At 65.6% G+C, this 16,782-nt stretch carries 21 protein-coding genes; 13 read left to right on the plus strand and 8 right to left on the minus strand.

The window, feature by feature from the left end; all coding sequences use genetic code 11:
* Positions 1-53: 53 nt before the first annotated feature.
* The 4 genes from AC1DE3_RS22825 (at position 54) to AC1DE3_RS22840 (ending at position 3,164) form a co-directional block, all read left to right on the plus strand.
* Positions 54-1,670: a fumarate hydratase gene (locus AC1DE3_RS22825; protein ID WP_441513625.1), complete on the plus strand. Its 1,617-nt coding sequence runs from the start codon at positions 54-56 to the stop codon at positions 1,668-1,670.
* Positions 1,667-1,993 carry a hypothetical protein gene (locus AC1DE3_RS22830; protein WP_476780891.1) on the plus strand — a complete coding sequence of 109 codons (327 nt, stop codon included), beginning with the start codon at positions 1,667-1,669 and terminating at the stop codon, positions 1,991-1,993. The genes AC1DE3_RS22825 and AC1DE3_RS22830 overlap by 4 nt, the downstream gene beginning before the upstream one ends.
* A gap of 35 nt (positions 1,994-2,028) precedes the next feature.
* Positions 2,029-2,685 (plus strand): MBL fold metallo-hydrolase, encoded by a 657-nt coding sequence (locus AC1DE3_RS22835; RefSeq protein WP_441513627.1) that lies wholly within the window; start codon positions 2,029-2,031, stop codon positions 2,683-2,685.
* 143 nt (positions 2,686-2,828) lie between these two features.
* Positions 2,829-3,164, plus strand: a complete 336-nt coding sequence (locus tag AC1DE3_RS22840; protein WP_441513628.1) for a hypothetical protein — start codon at positions 2,829-2,831, stop codon at positions 3,162-3,164.
* On the opposite strand, the gene AC1DE3_RS22845 is transcribed toward AC1DE3_RS22840, so the two are convergent.
* From AC1DE3_RS22845 to efp, 4 genes are all read right to left on the minus strand, one after another.
* Positions 3,128-3,607, minus strand: a complete 480-nt coding sequence (locus AC1DE3_RS22845) for a hypothetical protein (protein ID WP_441513629.1) — start codon at positions 3,605-3,607, stop codon at positions 3,128-3,130. The two genes, AC1DE3_RS22840 and AC1DE3_RS22845, sit on opposite strands and share 37 nt — an antisense overlap.
* 246 nt (positions 3,608-3,853) lie before the next feature.
* The gene (locus AC1DE3_RS22850; protein WP_476852815.1) at positions 3,854-4,390 is read right to left on the minus strand and encodes an N-acetyltransferase family protein; all 537 of its coding nucleotides are present in this window, start codon (positions 4,388-4,390) and stop codon (positions 3,854-3,856) included.
* Positions 4,387-4,905, minus strand: a complete 519-nt coding sequence (locus AC1DE3_RS22855; protein ID WP_441513631.1) for a DUF1993 domain-containing protein — start codon at positions 4,903-4,905, stop codon at positions 4,387-4,389. The genes AC1DE3_RS22850 and AC1DE3_RS22855 overlap by 4 nt, the downstream gene beginning before the upstream one ends.
* A gap of 90 nt (positions 4,906-4,995) precedes the next feature.
* On the minus strand, positions 4,996-5,565 hold the full coding sequence (gene efp, locus AC1DE3_RS22860) for an elongation factor P (RefSeq protein ID WP_441513632.1): 570 nt from the start codon (positions 5,563-5,565) through the stop codon (positions 4,996-4,998).
* Positions 5,566-5,681: 116 nt separating this feature from the next.
* Here efp and epmA point away from each other — a divergent pair, with 116 nt between their 5' ends.
* Genes epmA through AC1DE3_RS22875 form a run of 3 tightly spaced genes read left to right on the plus strand, consistent with a single transcriptional unit; the run spans position 5,682 to position 8,489 of the window.
* A complete protein-coding gene (gene epmA / locus AC1DE3_RS22865) occupies positions 5,682-6,746 on the plus strand; it encodes an EF-P lysine aminoacylase EpmA (protein WP_441513633.1) in 1,065 nt (354 codons plus the stop codon).
* Positions 6,743-7,807: a lysine-2,3-aminomutase-like protein gene (locus AC1DE3_RS22870; protein ID WP_441513634.1), complete on the plus strand. Its 1,065-nt coding sequence runs from the start codon at positions 6,743-6,745 to the stop codon at positions 7,805-7,807. The genes epmA and AC1DE3_RS22870 overlap by 4 nt, the downstream gene beginning before the upstream one ends.
* Positions 7,779-8,489 (plus strand): DsbA family oxidoreductase, encoded by a 711-nt coding sequence (locus tag AC1DE3_RS22875; protein WP_441513635.1) that lies wholly within the window; start codon positions 7,779-7,781, stop codon positions 8,487-8,489. The genes AC1DE3_RS22870 and AC1DE3_RS22875 overlap by 29 nt, the downstream gene beginning before the upstream one ends.
* Before the next feature lie 28 nt (positions 8,490-8,517).
* On the opposite strand, the gene AC1DE3_RS22880 is transcribed toward AC1DE3_RS22875, so the two are convergent.
* The 3 genes from AC1DE3_RS22880 to AC1DE3_RS22890 all read right to left on the minus strand — a co-directional run bounded on the left by AC1DE3_RS22880 (position 8,518) and on the right by AC1DE3_RS22890 (position 10,502).
* Entirely contained in the window at positions 8,518-9,282 is a 765-nt protein-coding gene (locus AC1DE3_RS22880) for a TSUP family transporter (RefSeq protein ID WP_441513636.1), read from the minus strand.
* Between the two features lie 214 nt (positions 9,283-9,496).
* Complete coding sequence (locus AC1DE3_RS22885) at positions 9,497-9,865, minus strand: hypothetical protein (protein WP_441513637.1); 369 nt, start codon at positions 9,863-9,865, stop codon at positions 9,497-9,499.
* A gap of 421 nt (positions 9,866-10,286) precedes the next feature.
* The gene (locus AC1DE3_RS22890) at positions 10,287-10,502 is read right to left on the minus strand and encodes a hypothetical protein (RefSeq protein ID WP_441513638.1); all 216 of its coding nucleotides are present in this window, start codon (positions 10,500-10,502) and stop codon (positions 10,287-10,289) included.
* 274 nt (positions 10,503-10,776) lie between these two features.
* Here AC1DE3_RS22890 and AC1DE3_RS22895 point away from each other — a divergent pair, with 274 nt between their 5' ends.
* Positions 10,777-11,118, plus strand: coding sequence for a hypothetical protein (locus tag AC1DE3_RS22895; RefSeq protein ID WP_441513639.1), 342 nt, complete (start codon positions 10,777-10,779; stop codon positions 11,116-11,118).
* Between the two features lie 174 nt (positions 11,119-11,292).
* On the opposite strand, the gene AC1DE3_RS22900 is transcribed toward AC1DE3_RS22895, so the two are convergent.
* Positions 11,293-13,080 carry a peptide ABC transporter substrate-binding protein gene (locus AC1DE3_RS22900; RefSeq protein WP_441513640.1) on the minus strand — a complete coding sequence of 596 codons (1,788 nt, stop codon included), beginning with the start codon at positions 13,078-13,080 and terminating at the stop codon, positions 11,293-11,295.
* A 666-nt stretch (positions 13,081-13,746) separates the two neighbouring features.
* Here AC1DE3_RS22900 and AC1DE3_RS22905 point away from each other — a divergent pair.
* The 5 genes from AC1DE3_RS22905 to AC1DE3_RS22925 all read left to right on the plus strand — a co-directional run bounded on the left by AC1DE3_RS22905 (position 13,747) and on the right by AC1DE3_RS22925 (position 16,695).
* Positions 13,747-14,082, plus strand: coding sequence for a hypothetical protein (locus AC1DE3_RS22905; RefSeq protein ID WP_441513641.1), 336 nt, complete (start codon positions 13,747-13,749; stop codon positions 14,080-14,082).
* A gap of 143 nt (positions 14,083-14,225) precedes the next feature.
* Positions 14,226-14,933, plus strand: a complete 708-nt coding sequence (gene pyrF, locus AC1DE3_RS22910) for an orotidine-5'-phosphate decarboxylase (RefSeq protein WP_441513642.1) — start codon at positions 14,226-14,228, stop codon at positions 14,931-14,933.
* Between the two features lie 38 nt (positions 14,934-14,971).
* Positions 14,972-15,259: a DUF1330 domain-containing protein gene (locus AC1DE3_RS22915; RefSeq protein WP_441513643.1), complete on the plus strand. Its 288-nt coding sequence runs from the start codon at positions 14,972-14,974 to the stop codon at positions 15,257-15,259.
* Positions 15,260-15,262: 3 nt separating this feature from the next.
* Positions 15,263-15,574, plus strand: a complete 312-nt coding sequence (locus AC1DE3_RS22920) for a DUF1330 domain-containing protein (RefSeq protein WP_441513644.1) — start codon at positions 15,263-15,265, stop codon at positions 15,572-15,574.
* Positions 15,571-16,695: an anhydro-N-acetylmuramic acid kinase gene (locus AC1DE3_RS22925; RefSeq protein ID WP_441513645.1), complete on the plus strand. Its 1,125-nt coding sequence runs from the start codon at positions 15,571-15,573 to the stop codon at positions 16,693-16,695. The genes AC1DE3_RS22920 and AC1DE3_RS22925 overlap by 4 nt, the downstream gene beginning before the upstream one ends.
* The last annotated feature ends 87 nt before the right edge of the window (positions 16,696-16,782 follow it).

Genomic DNA, 16,782 nt, shown 5'->3' on the forward strand with positions numbered 1-16,782 from the left:
GTCTCTGTCCCAAATCGAGAGCGCGGCGCTTCATCGCTTCGGAGCCGCTGATCATGGCCTATACGCATGTCGATCTCTTCCCGCTCGGGGAGGACAAGACGCCCTATCGCAAGCTCGGAAGCGAAGGCGTCAGCGTCGAGAAAATCGGGGATCGCGAGGTCCTGAGCGTCTCCCGCGAGGCGATCCGCAAGCTCTCCGAACAGGCCTTCATCGACATCAATCATCTGCTGCGCCCGGGCCATCTCGCTCAGCTCGCCAAGATTCTCGTCGATCCCGAGGCGACCTCGAACGACAAGTTCGTCGCCTATGACCTGCTGAAGAACGCCAATATCGCCGCCGGCGGCGTGCTGCCGATGTGTCAGGATACCGGCACCGCCATCATCATGGGCAAGAAGGGCCGCAAGGTCTGGACTGACGGCGACGACGAGTCGGCTCTGGGCGAGGGCGTCCATGACGCCTACCTCAAGCGCAACCTGCGCTATTCCCAGCTCGCGCCGCTCTCGATGTTCGAGGAGAAGAACACCGCCACCAACCTGCCGGCGCAGATCGACATCTACGCCGAGGGTGAGGACGCCTATAAGTTCCTCTTCGTCTGCAAGGGCGGCGGCTCGGCCAACAAGACCTTCCTCTACCAGGTGACGCCGTCGCTTCTCACCAAGGACCGCATGATGGCGTTCCTGAAGGAGAAGATCCTGACGCTAGGCACCGCGGCCTGCCCGCCCTACCACCTTGCCATCGTCATCGGCGGTACCTCGGCCGAGCAGAACCTGAAGACGGTGAAGCTGGCCTCGACCCGCTATCTCGACGCGCTGCCGACGGAGGGCTCGCCCTCGGGCCACGCCTTCCGCGATATCGAGATGGAGGAGGAGGTCCACAAGATGACGCAGGCGCTCGGCGTCGGCGCGCAGTTCGGCGGCAAGTATTTCTGCCACGACGTTCGCATCATCCGCCTGCCGCGTCACGGGGCGTCGCTGCCGATCGGGCTCGGCGTCTCCTGCTCGGCCGACCGTCAGGCCAAGGGCAAGATCACCAAGGACGGGATCTTCCTCGAGGCGCTCGAAGCCGATCCATCGAAGTATCTGCCGGATGTCGACGAGGCGAAGCTCGGCGGCGATGTCGTCAAGATCGATCTCAATCGGCCGATGAGCCAGATCCTGGCGACGCTGTCGAAGCATCCCGTCAAGACGCGCCTGTCGCTGACCGGCACCATCGTCGTCGCCCGCGACCTCGCTCATGCCAAGATCCGTGAACGGCTGGAGCGCGGCGAGGGCATGCCCGACTATTTCAAGAACCACCCGGTCTACTACGCTGGCCCGGCCAAGACGCCGGAAGGCTTCGCCTCGGGCTCCTTCGGCCCGACCACGGCCGGCCGCATGGATTCCTTCGTCGACCAGTTCCAGTCCTTCGGCGGCTCCATGGTGATGCTGGCCAAGGGCAACAGGTCTGCAGCGGTTCGGGAGGCATGCAAAGCCCATGGCGGCTTCTATCTCGGCTCGATCGGCGGCCCGGCGGCGCGCCTCGCGCAGGATTGCATTCGCAAGGTCGAGGTCCTGGAATATCCGGAACTCGGGATGGAAGCCGTGTGGAAGATCGAGGTCGAGGATTTCCCGGCCTTCATCGTCATCGACGACAAGGGCAACGACTTCTTCAAGGAGCTGAACCTCGGATGAGGCTCGCACTGACCGTTGCGACGACGCTGTTGCTGGCCGGCTCCGCGCTCGGCCAGCAGCCGCGCCCGGCGACCTGCTCGCGCGACCTCTTCCAGAACGAGGCCGGCTTCCGCTTGCAGCAGACCCGGCTCTCTGCCGCGGCTAGCGCCGATCAGGCGACTCAGTGCCGGACCTTTCGCGAGCATGTCGGCTACCTGCAGAAGGCGCGCTCGGTTTTCGCCGCCTGCCAGAGCGGGGCGGAGCGCGAACGCAATGTCGCGGAGATGGATTCCGAGCTGACGAACTACCGCGCGCTCATTGCCAATCGCTGCGGCGGGCGGTGAGGCTCTTTCATATTGCTCGAACCAAAGGCAATGGCATGACCGACCAGCCCGAAGCGCCGCTCCAGATCGCCGTCGTGCCGGTGACGCCGTTCCAGCAGAACTGCTCGATCCTCTGGGATCCCGAGACGAAGCAGGCGGCCATCGTCGATCCCGGCGGCGACGCGCCCCGCTTGCAGGAAGCCCTGAAGGAACTCGGCGTCACCCCGGTCGCGATCTGGCTGACGCATGGCCATCTCGACCATGCCGGCGGCGCCACCGAGCTCGCCGAGGCGCTCTCGCTGCCAATCATCGGACCGCATGAAGGCGACAAGTTCCTGCTCGACGGCTTGCCGGAGCAGGGCCTGCGCTTCGACATCCTCGACATGAAGGCGGTGAAGCCGACGCGCTGGCTGAAGGAAGGCGACGAAGTCTCGCTGGGAGGCCTGACCTTCTCGGTTCAGCACGTCCCCGGCCACACGCCCGGCCATGTCACCTTCTTCCAGAAGGATCTACGCTTCCTGCTGGCGGGCGATACCGTCTTCGCCGGTTCCGTGGGGCGGACCGATTTCCCCTATGGCGATCACGAGACGCTGATCTCGGGGATCAAGACGAAGCTGCTGCCGCTCGGCGACGACGTCCAGTTCCTGCCCGGCCATGGCCCGGCCAGCACGCTGGGCGAGGAACGGCGGAACAATCCGTTCCTGCTGGGTTAGCGTCAGTCTGGGAATGTGAGCCCGCATCCTTCGAGATGCCGCTCCTGCTGTAACGGCTCCTCAGGACGGGCGGCATGCGAAGCGCCCGGCCTGTGCGCTTGCCGCCCAGCGAGCAGAGAGCGTCAGCCCTCGACGGCTGTGTCGTGGCTTGGCGGGCCGCTGGCTTACCGATCGTCGGCAACTCCGGCCCGCGCCTGTCGATCTTTCGGCAGGTTCAGCTGATCGACGGAGCCATGGTCGCGCTTCTGGTCCTCGCCGGCTTTGCCTGTTTGACCGTGGCTTTCGCCATTGCCGGGATCATGGGGGCGATGCTGGCCTTTGCCGGTGCAACGGACTGGTGTGGCCTGGCCATGCTGCGCGCTGCCCTGGAACCGCGCGGCGCCATCCTCATGGCGGCGCAGCCGGTCGCTGCTGAAGCTGTCAGGCTCCGTGACGCGACACGTCACTGGCAGACCAGCACACGGCGGGAGACGACATAGCCCCACGGGTCGAAACTGCGCCGCCACACATAGTAGCAGTCATCGCCGTAATAGCTGTTGTAGTAATAGGGCGCGCCTACGCCCAGCGCGAAAGCCGGACCGAAGAAGAAGCGGTTATTGTGGAACCGCCGGTCGTGGAAGAACACCGCTTGGTTGGCAAAGCCTGGCCGGACGAAGCCGGGCCCAACGAATGCCGGGCGGGCGAAACCGGGACGTGCGAATCCGCCGCCCCGGAAGCCGCCCATCGGGACGCCGCCGCCGCGGAAGGCCATGCCGCCGCCATGGAAGCCACCGCCGCCATGGAACGCCATGCCGCCGCCACCGAAGCCGCCACCCCCGAAGCGTGCCTCGGCGGGGGCCGACCATGCGATGACGCCCATCGAGATCGCTGCCGCGGCGAAAGCCGTGGCAACCATCTTATTGCTGCTGAAGGTTGAGATCATGACGAACCTCCCATCACATGAGCCTCGCCTTGCGCTCAATCTGCGCCTTTTGATATGAACATACAATGAACATTGATTGCGCTTCCGTTGGCCGGGCGCAAAGAAAATGCCCGCAGCGCCAAGGCGCTACGGGCATCGAAAAGCCAACGGCCATGTCCATAACGGGCGCGCGTACATCCGGCGTCACACGTTCGGCTCATGGCCGTCTTCAACGATGATGGAAGGCGGTGGAACGCCCTCGATACATCATCGTGACCCTGAAATGGGAAGCGTGGTCGCCGATTGCAAGCCCTCGGTGGAAACAGATTTGCGCCATTCGTAAAGCGCGTCCGGCTCCCCTTCCTCGTTGCGCGTGCCGTCATTGAGGTCGACGAGACGGAAGTCGTGTCGCTCATAGAAGGCCCGAGCTGCCGTGTTCCGCTGGAAGGTGAACAGGCTGAGGCGGGTGGGGCAGCGCGCCCTGGCTCTGGCGAGCAGCAGCGAGCCGATGCCGCGCCTGAAATGCCCGGGCAGCAGATAGAGCTGGTCGAGTTCCTCGCCGTCGAGCGACATGAAGCCGAGGATGCGCCCAGCCTCGCGTGCGACCCAGGTCTCTCCGCGGGCGAGCCTGACGGACTCGATCCAGTCCCGCACCTCGTCGTCGCTGTGGCAGCGGCGCAGATAGGGCAGCGCTTCGGTGCGTGAGGCCAGATAGAGCGAGGCGATCTCCCCGGCATCCCGGGGAGAGGCGCGTTCGATCGTGATCGCAGGCGCGCGGCCATGCCCCGGCCCGTTCTCCCTCAGGCGTCGAAGACGCCGCGCAGGAAGTCCTGCTTGCCGATCTGGAAGCCGTTCTCGCGCAGGATGTCGTAAGCCGTCGTGGCGTGGAAATAGAAGTTCGGGATGGCGAAGCGGGTGAGATAGGCCTCGCCCGTCATTGTCACCGTCGCCGACGGGCCGCGCGGGAAGGTAACCTCGCGGGAAAGCCCGGCGTCGAGGGCCGCGCCATCGGCGGCCGCGACGAAGGCGAGCGTCTTGGCGATGCGCTCCTTCAACTCGGGGAAGCTCTTCTCCTCGTCGGGGAAGCGCGGGTTCTCGCCGCCGGAAAGCCGCGCCACCGCATTCTTGGCGAAGTCGCAGCAGAGCTGGATCTGGCGGGTGAAGGCCAGCATGTCGGGCGCGAGACGCGCCGTCAGGAGCACTTCCGGTTGGATCTTGCGGGTCTCGGCCTGCTCCAGGGCCTTGTCGAGAATGGCGTCGAGCGCCTTGAGCGTCTGCACGAAGCCGGAAAGGGCGGCGGCCTGGACTGTGAGCGGCATGAGAAGAAACCTCGAAACGACAACGGGCCCGGAAAGGGCCCGCTGCGTTAGCTATAGAGGAGATTGTTCCGCGGCGCGTGCCTCGGCAGATCAATCTTTCGCGCGCTCGACATAGGAGCCGTCGGCCGTCATCACGACGATGCGGGTGCCGACGCCGACATGCGGCGGCACGGCGCTGCGCACGCCGTTCGACAGGATCGCCGGCTTGTAGGACGAAGAGGCGGTCTGGCCCTTCGTCACCGGCTCGGTCTCGGCGACCTCGAGCGTGACGCGCTGCGGCAGCTCGATCGCCACGGCCTTGTCCTCGAACACCGAGAGCGAGACCTTCATGTTTTCCTGAAGATAGGGGGCGGAGTCGCCGACGACGTCCTTGTCGACATGGATCTGGTCGAAGGTCTCCGGGTTCATGAAGACGTACTGCTCGCCGTCCTGATAGAGATAGGTGAAGTCGCGGTCCTCGACATAGGCGCGCTCGACCTGCTCGGTCGTCTTGTAGCGCTGCGTCATCTTCACGCCGTCGGCGATGCGGCGCATGTCGATCTGCGTCGTCGGCGTGCCCTTGCCGGGGAAGAAGCTCTCGGCCGAGATGACGGTGCAGAGATGCCCGTCGAGCTCGAGGACGTTGCCCTTGCGGACGGAGGAAGCGATGACCTTGACCACGTGAATGTCCTTACTGGTGCGCGGCGCGCCCGCGCGCTATGCGAATTCGATTGCCGCGCAACTACCGCATTCGCGCGCGAAACGAAAGCTTTCCGACGTATCCGGTGCGAGATTCGATGAGCTCCTCCCCGACGCCGTTCTGGCGGCCCGATGTCCATGCCGACCGCCGCCCGGCGCTTCTCGCCCGCGGGCGGATCAAGGCGGCGTTGCGGCGCTGGTTCGAGGCTGATGACTTCACCGAGGTCGAGGCGGCGATCCTGCAGCTCTCACCCGGCAATGAGACGCATCTGCACGGCTTTGCCACGACGCTGGTCGACAACGCCGCGCAGTCGCACCCCTATTACTTGCACACGTCGCCGGAATTCGCGGCCAAGAAGCTGCTCGCGGCCGGCGAAACCCGCATCTTCGATTTCGCCCGCGTCTTCCGCAACCGCGAGCGCACGGCGCTGCACCACCCCGAATTCACCATGCTCGAATGGTATCGCGCCGGCGAGGACTATCAGGTGCTGATGCAGGATTGCGCGGCGCTGATGGCTGAGGCTGCCCGTGCCGCCGGCGCCACCATGCTGCGCTGGCGCGATGTCGAAGCCGACCCCTTCGCGGAGCCCGAGCGCCTGACCTTGCAGGAGGCGTTCAAGCGCCATGCCGGGATCGACCTGCTGCGCACGGTCACTGCCGATCACGATGTCGATCGGGGCGGGCTTGCCGCCGATGCGATCGAGGCCGGCATCCGGGTCGCTCCGGACGACACATGGTCGGATATCTTCAGCCGAGTGCTCTCCGAGCGCATCGAGCCGCATCTCGGCCGCGGCCGTGCCACGATCCTCTGCGAATACCCGATCAGCGAGGCCGCGCTCGCCCGGCCCAAGCCCGGCGATCCGCGCGTGGCCGAGCGCTTCGAGCTCTATGCCTGCGGCGTCGAACTCGCCAACGCCTTCGGCGAACTCACCGACCCGGCCGAGCAGCGCCGCCGTTTCGAGGCCGACATGGACGAGAAGGAGCGCATCTATGGCGAGCGCTATCCGATCGATGGCGATTTCCTGGAGGCGCTGGCGAGCATGCCGGCGGCGTCCGGCATCGCGCTCGGCTTCGACCGCCTCGTGATGCTCTGCGTGGGCGCGCGCCGGATCGAGGATGTGCTCTGGACGCCGGTCGCGGAAGCGGGCAGGGGAAGGGCATGACCGTTCACCTGCCCCCCGGCGGCCAGCCGCTGCGCAGCATCGACGCGCTCGTCGAAGCGGGGCTTGCCGCGCCCGCGCGCCGCGAGGCGCTGCAGAAGGTGGCGGAGCGCTATGCCGTCTCGGTGACATCGGCCGTCGCCGGGTTGATCGACCCGGCCGATCCGGCCGATCCGATCGCGCGCCAGTTCGTCCCTGATGCGGCCGAACTCGTGACGCTCCCGCAGGAGCTGGCCGATCCGATCGGCGACGACACCCATTCTCCGGTCGAGGGTGTGGTCCATCGCTATCCCGACCGCGCCCTGCTCAAGCTCGTCCATGCCTGCCCGGTCTATTGCCGCTTCTGCTTCCGCCGCGAGATGGTCGGCCCCGGCGGCGATGCGCTGACTGGCCAGAAGCTCGACGCCGCGCTCGCCTATCTCGCTTCCCGTCCCGAGATCTGGGAGGTGATCATGACGGGCGGCGATCCCTTCATCCTCTCCGCCCGCCGCATCCGCGAAGTGGCGAAGCGTCTGGCCGCGATCTCGCATATCAAGGTCGCGCGCTGGCACACCCGCGTCCCGGTGGTCGATCCCGGCCGGATCACGCCGGACTATGCCCGGGCGCTGCGCATTCCCGGCAAGGCGAGCTATATCGCCATCCATGCCAACCATCCGCGCGAGTTCACCGACGACGCACGCGCGGCGATCGCGACGCTCGCCGATGCCGGCCATGTCTTGTTGAGCCAGTCCGTGCTGCTCAAGGGCGTCAATGCCGATGTCGAAACGCTCGGGGCCCTGATGCGCGCCTTCGTCGAGAACCGCATCAAGCCCTATTATCTGCACCATCCCGATCTCGCGCCCGGCACCTCGCATTTCCGGCTGACGCTGGAGGAGGGGCAGGCGCTGGTCAAAAGCCTGCGCGGCCACCTTTCGGGGCTGTGCCAGCCGACCTATATCCTCGACATTCCCGGCGGTGCCGGCAAGATTCCGGTCGGCCCCTCCTTCCTCTCCGGTTGCGAGACGCCGGGCGCGGAAGCGATCGCCGAAGACCGGCATGGCGGGCAGCATCTCTATCCCGCCTGATACGAAGGACATCGACATGCAGGACAAGCTGCCGCTCGTGATCGTTTCGGACATTGCCTGTCCATGGTGCTTCATCGGCAAGACGCGGCTGGAGACGGCTCTGGAGCGCTACGGTCTCAATGAGCGCTTCGCCATCACCTGGCTACCCTATGAGTTGAATCCGGAAATGCCGGAGGAGGGCATGGATCGCACCCAGTATCTCGAGGCCAAGTTCGGTCCGGGCAAGCGCAAGGAAATCGAGCTGAAGCTGTCGGAAGCGGCGCTGGAGAGCGGCGTAACCTTCAACTGGGCGAAGGTGACGAAGAGCGTCAACACGCGCATGGCGCATATGCTGATCGCGGCCGCCTCGACGGTGCAGCGCGGCGGCGACATGACGACGGCTCTCTTCAAGGCCTATTGGCAGGACGGGCGCGACATCGGCGACATCGAGACGCTGGTCCAGATCGCCGTCGAGCAGGGTTTCGACGAACAGGCCGCCCGCGACGAACTCGCCAATGACGAGCTGCGCGAGACCGTGATCGGGCTGGAGGATCATGCCCGCAAGGTCGGCGTCAACGGCGTGCCGTTCTTCATCGTCGACGGCAAGCTCGCGATCTCGGGCGCGCAGCCGCCGGAGGTCTGGTCCCAGGCCTTCCAGCAGGTTCTGGCAGCCCATCAGCAGCCGGAGATGCCGCAGTTCTGATCTGAGCGCGGGCGATCTCGGCGCGCGGTCAGGCGCTGATCAGATGGATTACGGCGGGCGCCGCGAGCGCGACGCCCGACAGGAACAGCAGGACGAAGACGATCCGCCGCAGCGCCATCGGGGAGATGGCCGGCGGGCGTCGCCGAGCGAGATGCGTCGCCGCCATGACGACGGGCACCGCCAGCAGCCCCGAAAGCACCGATGCGGACGGAATTTGGCCTGATGCGGCCACCAGCCCGGTGCGGCAGAGCGCATTGAGCGCGAAGACCGTCACCAGCGTTTCCCGGATCGTCAACAGCGTCATCGGCTGCCGGTAGAAATGGTAGACCAGTGGCGGCCCGGAGGTCGAGAACATCCCGCCCATCAGCCCGGCGACGCTGCCGAAGAAGAGGAAGCTCGGCGCGCCGGAACGCTGCGCGAGAGGCTGCGGCTTGCGCGCGAGCTGCAGGCTGGAGACGATGATGACGAAGCCGAGCGCCAGCCGCAGCAGGTCGGCCTGGCTGTCGGCGAGCCATTCCAGCAGCCGATAGCCGATGAACAGGGCCGGCAGGCTCGCCGCCATCACCAGCCGGAATTCGCGCCAGGCAACGTCGCGCCAGCCCTTCAGCAGCATCTGCGTCGCGTTGACCAGGGTCAGCAGGCTGACGAGCATCGCCGCATCGGGCAACGAGATCAGCCCGGACAGCCCGACGCCTCCCATGGTGATCAGGCCGAAGGCGAAGCCGGTCAGCGTCTGGGCATAGGCGGCCACGCCTGTCAGTAGGAGGAAGCCGATCAGCGCGGCCACAGACATCGTCGGTCGTCTCCGAAGAAGTGAGCGTGAGCCGTAGAACATCGGCGCAGCCGCCGGAATCCATTTTCCGGCAAAGCTGATGTGCGTTGACGTGTCATGGGTCTGTCGCGCTCGCGTTGCGATCAGGCCACGCCTGGGGCTGTTCAGCTCTCCGCGAATGCGGCCAAAGGTTGACTCGCCCGGGGCAGAGCGGGCACCATCGGCCCGCTCGCGATCAATCCACAGCAGGAGCGGCGAAGATGCTGTCGATCCCGAACCGCGCAGCCGTATGCTTTTTCGGCTTTGCGCTTTCCGGCTGCATGCAGTCGATGCCGACCGCCGAGACGATCACTCGGCCGACCATGGAAGCCTTCACGCGGCTGAGCTCGTGGACGCCTTGGCGCGCGTCACCTGAGCAGCCCCCGCCGGTGGTTGTTGCGGCGCAAAATCCGCCTCCGGTCATCGAGCCGATAGAGGAGCCGCCAGCGCCTCCGCTGCGGCCGGCAATCGGGCCGCAGCAGTCAAAGCCCGTGGTCCACCGCACGCCGCAGCTGGCCTCATCGCGGACCCGGCCTGTGACCCCGGCGCCGGCCGCCGCCATCATCCCGGCCGCTGCTGTGACGCCAGTCCCAACGCCTGCACAATCGGGGTCTCCGCTGCTGCCCGCCAGAGTGAGCTGTCAGACCGCGAGCCAGCCCGGGGAGCGTGTGCGGATGGAATGCACGCCGGTCGAGTGACGGGCTGCTCGGGATTCGAGCCTCGCTCGGCCTGAAGTGTGGCCTCCGATCGGCACATGGGCGAGGGACGGGCAATTCCTCCCCAACGACGCAGTCGTTCGATAAGGAACAACCGGCGCGGTCCGGGCTTCCTAGGACATGCCTGCTCGCAAGAAACCGCCGCTGGATTTTTGGCTTTGGCTCGCGGTCATCGGGCTGGTCGCTCTTGTGGGTGCGGTATCCCTGCACTTTCCAGCGCGCATAGCACAGCCGCTCCCGACGACGGCCGGGCAAGGGTGGCGGTGATGATCAGGCCGATTGGCGATATCGCTCGACCGCCCGCCGTTTCAAATCGTCCTCGTCTTCCGCGACCGCGACGAGCGCCGCGACGATATAGGCCAGTCTTGTCCGCTCTCGCTCGTCAAACACGTCGATATCCGCCGGTTTGACGTCCTTCCACGCAGCTTCCAGCGCTGCCTGCGCCCGAGCGAGGTCGACAGGGTCGTTCAGCGATGAGAATGGCACGCTCCTGCTCCCCCCAAGTCCTCGATGCCAACAGATTTAGGAGCCGGATCGCGGTCCGCAAGCAAGAAAAAGAGTGGCGAGATCGAGGTGGATTGAAAGGTCGACGGTCACGTCACTTCGTGCGGGCCATATCTCGTCAGGCCCAATCATGAAGCGGCTGAATCGTCGACGTCGCAGGGAAGTCGGACACCTGGCGCGACAGGAAGCTCGTGCCCCGCAGCAGAGGCGGCCTTCGGTGCTGGACAGGCGCTCTGCAGGCCCGCAAGATGTCGTCATGCGGTTCACGAAGTGGGACTACATCGCGTTTCCATTTCTCGCTGCCCTGTGCATCGGGGTCTTCTACGGCGCCCTGCGGCTCGTCGGCTTCTTCGGACTCGGGGTACTGGGCCTCGTCATCGTTTTTATCATAGTCCGCATGGATTTGGAGAAGGATGGCCCAGGCGGAGTCCATCCTTCAGTGCTCGCCGAGCAGTTCAAAGCCCGCGACCGCATGTCGCGATCAGAGAAGGCCAACCTGTTCGAGGAGCAGCGGTCGCGTCTTCAGCCCCAATTCGTTGCACTCGTCGTCGGCACCGGCTTTGCCATCTTGGGCTTTGGGTTTCACTTCTTCCTTTGAGGAGGCCCGGTCCCGACTTGCGATGCCCGCGTCCACTTGACCGGGCCACTCGCCGCATCGGGCGTCTCGACTCCTGCCACCCATAGAAAAGCCCCGCCGGCATGCGCTGGCGGGGCATCGATTTATCGGCAGGCCTTCACGGAGACTATCTCTCCGCGAGCGGCTGCTGAGCTCTTAGCTGCGATACCAGGCCGCGAGGTTCCAGGTATCGACGTCCCAGCCGGAATGGTCGTGGGAGAGGTTGTTCGCCGCGGCGACGACCTTCTTGCGCGACAGGATCGGCAGGATGACGTTGGCCTCGCAGAAGATCTCGTTGACCTTGATCAGCAGCGCGGCGCGCTTGGCCGGATCGAGCTCCTTCTGCGCGGCCTTGTAGGCCTCGTCGGCAGCCGGATCGGTATAGCGCGAGACGTTGCGGCCCAGCCACTTGTTCTCCTTGTTGGCGACTTCCCAGGAAACGAACTGGTTGAGGAAGCGCTCCGGATCAGGCTGCGGCTGCGTGGTCGTATACATCTCCATGTCGACATAGAGCTTGGTGTAGGTGTCCGGGTTGGCGACGTCCGACGAGAAGAACACCGACGCCGTGACCGACTTGAGCTCGAGGTCGATGCCGGCGCGCTGGCAGGCCTGCTTGATGATGGCCTGGACCTTTTGGCGCGGGGCGTTGATCGAAGTCTGGTAGACGTATTTGAGCTTCTTGCCGTCCTTCTCGCGGATGCCGTCCGAGCCCTTCTTCCAGCCGGCCTCGTCGAGGATCTTGTTGGCCTTCTCGATGTTGAACTCGTATTTCAGCTTCTGCGACTTGAACTGCTTGGGCTCGTTGACGAAGCTCGCCGTCGCGCTGCCGGCGCGGCCATAGATGAACTTCTGGATCGAGTCGCGGTCGATCAGCAGGTTGATCGCCTGGCGCACGGCCGGGTCCGACAGGGTCGGGTGCTTGGTCTTGACGCTCGAGCGCTCGCCGTCGACCTCGGTCCACGGATCGGTCGTGTTGAGGGTGATGAACTCGATGTCGCCGGCAGCCGCTGCGCTGATCTTGCCGCGTCCGCCGGTCTCCATGCGCTTGAGGACCTCGTCCTCGACCAGCGTGTCCCAGGCATAGTCGTATTCGCCGGTCTGCAGCACTGCGCGCGCCGCCGAAACCGCGTCACCGCCGCCCTTGATCTCGAACGTGTCGAAATGCGGCTGGTTCTTGACGTGGTAGTCGGTGTTGATGGTCCCGGTCAGGATGTCGCCGGGCTTGAAGTCCGCGAACTTGTAGGGGCCGGTGCCGACCGGCTTCAGGTTCGCCGGTGCCTCGCGCGACTTCGCGCCCTTGTATTCGCCGAAATGGTGCTTCGGGATGATCATGCCGGCGACGCCGACGAAGGGATCGGCCCAGAACGGCGTCGGCTTGGCGAAGATCACCTTGACGGTGAGATCGTCGACCTTCTCGACCTTGATGTCCTTGTAGGCGCCGGTGGTGTAGGCGGCTGTCGCCGGGTCGGCGGCATATTCCCAGGTGAAGACGACGTCGTCGGCGGTGAGCGGCTTGCCGTCATGCCACTTCACGCCCGGCTTCAGCTTCCAGGTGACGGTCGTGCCGTCCTCGGAGAGGCCGCCGTTGGCGCGGGTCGGCACTTCCGCCGCGAGCTGCGGGGTGAGATTGCCTTCCTTGTCCCAGCCGGCGAGCGGCTCGTAGAAGACGCGCGAGGCGATCTGGTCCTTGGTGCCGGAGGCGAAATGCGGGTTGAGCAGGGTCGGGGCCTGCCAGAGCAGCATCTTCAGCGGACCGCCGCCACCGGCCTTGGTCGGCTTGTATTCGAGCGTGGCATTCGCCATCGCCACATCGTTCCATGCCAGGATCTGGCTCGCGATCGGGGCGGCGATGCCCAGCGCAGCCATCCGCTGCATGAAGGAACGCCGCGACAGGCGGCCCTCTTTCAGGTTATCGACCATTCCCTGGATATATTGACTGCTCATAACTGACCTTCGCATTGCGCCGGCTAGATATCGACCAGAAGTAGATCAGTATCAGCCTTGTTTTTACTGCAAACAAGGCACGGTAATGCCTTGGTCGCGACTCACCTCGTAGGGCGCGTCACCTTAAGCCCACCTTAAGGCGTTTTGATGGGATGGTAGGGTTGTTTACGGCGCATGGCGGCCATCCGCATTCTCGCGGGTGTCATGCCCGATGCGGCGAAGCTCGGGCTCGGGGATGTCATTAGCGACGGAGGGACATAATCTGACGGAGAGGCAGGGCGCCAGTACCGGCAGTGGGTCGGAAATCTCGGTTCCGGCACACCGGCGGAGGGCCGCTCAGCCCTCCGCTTTTGTCATGGAAGCTTAGCTCCAGAAGCCTTCTTGATAGCTGCGAGGCGAGAACTCCTTGTCGTCCCGCTGTTCCTCGCGATCATCCCGATGCTCGCTTTGTGTCTCGCATGCGCAGTCGGAATCGTGCCGTTCCAGCATCAGATCTCTCCTTTCAGTTTGTGAGGGAGGGTGCCTTGGGCTTCACGAATATGGGCATTTATGTTGCAGCGCACAAGGCGCGAGTGACATGGGTGGGTTGCCAACAATGTTGGAACAATCCAGCTAGGACTACGTTGGTGCGGTTCGCCGCAACGCGGCCTGAGGATTGGATACCAGATGAAGCAAGCGACCTATTTTTTGACTATTGCCGGTGCCTTCGCGATCGCCGGCGCCGTGATCGCCTCGCCCGTGGCGGCCGGCGCCCAGGATTTGCCTGCGGGCGTTGCCGCCGGCCTCGATAGGCAGCCGGTCGAGTACAGCATGACCGCCGCCAAGGAGCGCAGGCTGATGATCATGCAGGAAACCATGCGCCAGCAGCAGCATGGCCGCGGTAGGCCCGGATACGGGCGCGGCTACGGCCCGCGGCCTCACCCGGGCTACGGCCCAGGCTATGGCCCCCGTCCTGGCCCGCGTCCCGGTTATGGCTATCGTCGCGGCTACGAGCGTTGGTGATCGATAGCCTCCAACTGGGGCTCCCGCGCGGAGGGAATTGACCCTCCGCGCCGCTTCCGGCGCGGGGCCGGCGCGACCCGGTGGCCTCACTTGCATCTGGCTTCGAATCGTGCGCCTTCCCGCAAAACGCAGGGAGCCGGTGGATGATGCAGAAGATCAACGATGTCCGCGACCGCCTGATCGTCGCCCTCGACGTGCCCACCGTGTGGGATGCCTACCGCCTCGTCTCGACGCTCGGCGACGACGTCACCTTCTACAAGATCGGCTATCGCCTCGCCTTCGCCGGCGGGCTCGATCTCGCACGCCAGCTCGTCACCGAGGGCAAGAAGGTCTTCCTCGACCTCAAGCTCCACGACATCGGCAACACCGTGACCGAGGGCGTGGACTCGCTGACCAAGCTCGGCGTCACCTTCCTCACTGTCCACGCCTATCCGCAGACCATGCGCGGCGCCGTCGAGGGCCGTGGCGATGCGGCCCTCAAGCTGCTCGCGGTCACGGCGCTGACCTCCTATGATGACGGCGACCTGCGCGATGCCGGCTACGGGCTGGCGGTGCGCGATCTCGTGCGCCTGCGCGCCGAGCAGGCCCGCACGGCCGGCATCGACGGCATCGTCTGCTCGGCCGCAGAGACGGAGATCGTGCGCGAGGTCATCGGTCCCGACATGGTCATCGTCACACCCGGCATCCGCCCCTCCGGCAGCGCGGCGGGTGACCAGAAGCGCACGCTGACCCCGGCCGAGGCGATCCGCATCGGCGCCGACCATCTCGTCGTCGGGCGTCCCATCATCCGCGCGGCCGACCCGCGCGCCGCGGCGGGCGCGGTCATGGACGAGATCGTCGCGGCTTCGTAAGCTCCTGCCCGGAACCGATTCAGCGAACGGATAGAACCATGCCCAAGGGATATGTCATCGGCCGCGCCAAGGTCACCGACGCGACCAAATGGGGGGCCTACGCCGCTCGTTCCACCGAAGTGATCAAGCAGTTCGGCGGCGTGCCGGTCGTGCGCGGCGGGCAGATGACGGTCGGCGAGGGCGAGGGGCGCGCGCGCAACATCGTCCTCGAGTTCAAGGATTTCGAGACGGCCAAGGCCTATCTCTTCTCGCCGGAATATGCCGAGGCCCGCAAGCTGCGTGAGGGCGCCGGCGAGATCGATCTCGTCGCCGTCGAGGGGGTCTGAGCCATGGCCGCCAAGGGCTATTGGATCGCGCGCGTCGATGTCGAGAACGAGGAGGCCTATGCCCGCTATCGTTCGCTGAACGCCGTCGCCTTCGCCAAATACGGCGCGAAGTTCATCGTCCGCGGCGGCGAATACAAGCTCGCCCGCGGTGAGGGCCGCAAGCACAACGTCGTCATCGAGTTCAAGGACGAGGCGACGGCGCGCTCCTGCTACGCATCGCCGGAATACCAGGAGGCGATGAAACACCTGAGCGCTGCCGGGAAGTCCGATCTTATCATCATCGGCGGCTATGAAGGCCCGCAGCCGGGCGAATGAGCTCGCCCGAACGCGATCTCGCATGCGGGCCGCTGACCGCGATCGGCGTGATCAGCGGCACGTCGATGGACGCCATCGACGTGTCGCTGGTGACGAGCGACGGACGCGACGCCGTCGCTTTCGGGGCAGGCGCCTCCTATCCCTATCGCGAAGAGACGCGTCGCGCGCTGCAGGCGGTCATCGCCGATGCCGAGCGAGCCTCGGCCGAGCCGCTCATCGAGCTCGAAGCCGCTGTGACTGCCGACCACCTTTCAGCCATCCGCAGCTACGTTTCCGCCCAGAACTTCGACTGGGCGAGCATCGATCTCGTCGGCCTGCATGGCCAGACCATCTATCATCGGCCGGAACGGCGCTTCACGCGCCAGCTCATCGACGGGCAGGCCGTGGCCGATGCGCTCGGCATTCCCGCCGTCGACCGCTTCCGCCATGCCGATGTCGCAGCCGGTGGCGAGGGGGCGCCTTTTGCGCCGCTCTATCACCGGGCCCTCGCGCAGCGGCTGGAGCAGCCGGTGATGGTGCTGAACCTCGGCGGCGTCGGCAACGTCACCTATATCGACGGCGAGACCGTCATCGCCTTCGATACCGGCCCGGCGAGCGCGATTCTCGATGATTTCGTCTTGCGCCGCCTTGGGCGTCCCTATGATGCGGACGGTGCGCTGGCAGCGAGCGGCCGCGTTCATGACGACCTCGTCGCCGGCTTCATGGCCAACCCCTATTTCGACAGGCCAGCGCCGAAATCGCTCGATCGCAACGATTTCCACCGCCGCGCCCAGGTCGTCGAGGCCTTGTCCGATGCCGATGGCGCGGCCACGCTTGCCGCATTCACCATCGAGAGCCTGGTGTCGGCGCTGCGCCATGTGCCGCGTGCGCCCAAGCGCTGGCTCGTCGGCGGCGGCGGACGGCTGAACCGGCATTTCATGGCGCGGCTGGGCCAGCGGCTCGGCGTGCCCGTCGACCCTGTCGAGGTTGTAGGCTGGGACGGCGACGCGCTCGAAGCGCAGATCTTCGCCTATTTCGCGATCCGTTCGGTCAAGGGGCTACCGCTCAGCCTGCCCTCGACGACAGGCGTCCCGCTGGCGATGACGGGCGGCGAGCTTCGCCGGCCCATGGCGCACAATTGAGCATGGCCGTCATGCCTCCGTCATTTGAAGGATGAGGAGTCCGGCAAGCTCTGCCTAGATGCGCGCCGGGTCAGCGGCGAGAGGAAA

The sequence above is a fragment of the Allobosea sp. 10L417 genome (genome assembly GCF_056395485.1).

Excerpts from the sequence above, each read along its gene's own strand:
- AC1DE3_RS22845 (WP_441513629.1), bottom strand. The coding sequence starts at position 3,607 with ATGATCTCAACCTTCAGCAGCAATAAGATGGTTGCCACGGCTTTCGCC.
- AC1DE3_RS22895 (WP_441513639.1), top strand. The coding sequence starts at position 10,777 with ATGCGGTTCACGAAGTGGGACTACATCGCGTTTCCATTTCTCGCTGCC.
- AC1DE3_RS22855 (WP_441513631.1), bottom strand. The coding sequence starts at position 4,905 with ATGCCGCTCACAGTCCAGGCCGCCGCCCTTTCCGGCTTCGTGCAGACG.
- AC1DE3_RS22885 (WP_441513637.1), bottom strand. The coding sequence starts at position 9,865 with ATGATGGCGGCGGCCGGCGCCGGGGTCACAGGCCGGGTCCGCGATGAG.
- AC1DE3_RS22870 (WP_441513634.1), top strand. The coding sequence starts at position 6,743 with ATGACCGTTCACCTGCCCCCCGGCGGCCAGCCGCTGCGCAGCATCGAC.
- AC1DE3_RS22915 (WP_441513643.1), top strand. The coding sequence starts at position 14,972 with ATGCCCAAGGGATATGTCATCGGCCGCGCCAAGGTCACCGACGCGACC.
- AC1DE3_RS22880 (WP_441513636.1), bottom strand. The coding sequence starts at position 9,282 with ATGTCTGTGGCCGCGCTGATCGGCTTCCTCCTACTGACAGGCGTGGCC.
- AC1DE3_RS22875 (WP_441513635.1), top strand. The coding sequence starts at position 7,779 with ATGGCGGGCAGCATCTCTATCCCGCCTGATACGAAGGACATCGACATG.
- AC1DE3_RS22905 (WP_441513641.1), top strand. The coding sequence starts at position 13,747 with ATGAAGCAAGCGACCTATTTTTTGACTATTGCCGGTGCCTTCGCGATC.
- AC1DE3_RS22835 (WP_441513627.1), top strand. The coding sequence starts at position 2,029 with ATGACCGACCAGCCCGAAGCGCCGCTCCAGATCGCCGTCGTGCCGGTG.
- AC1DE3_RS22900 (WP_441513640.1), bottom strand. The coding sequence starts at position 13,080 with ATGAGCAGTCAATATATCCAGGGAATGGTCGATAACCTGAAAGAGGGC.
- AC1DE3_RS22920 (WP_441513644.1), top strand. The coding sequence starts at position 15,263 with ATGGCCGCCAAGGGCTATTGGATCGCGCGCGTCGATGTCGAGAACGAG.
- AC1DE3_RS22825 (WP_441513625.1), top strand. The coding sequence starts at position 54 with ATGGCCTATACGCATGTCGATCTCTTCCCGCTCGGGGAGGACAAGACG.
- epmA (WP_441513633.1), top strand. The coding sequence starts at position 5,682 with ATGAGCTCCTCCCCGACGCCGTTCTGGCGGCCCGATGTCCATGCCGAC.
- AC1DE3_RS22925 (WP_441513645.1), top strand. The coding sequence starts at position 15,571 with ATGAGCTCGCCCGAACGCGATCTCGCATGCGGGCCGCTGACCGCGATC.
- AC1DE3_RS22830 (WP_476780891.1), top strand. The coding sequence starts at position 1,667 with ATGAGGCTCGCACTGACCGTTGCGACGACGCTGTTGCTGGCCGGCTCC.
- pyrF (WP_441513642.1), top strand. The coding sequence starts at position 14,226 with ATGATGCAGAAGATCAACGATGTCCGCGACCGCCTGATCGTCGCCCTC.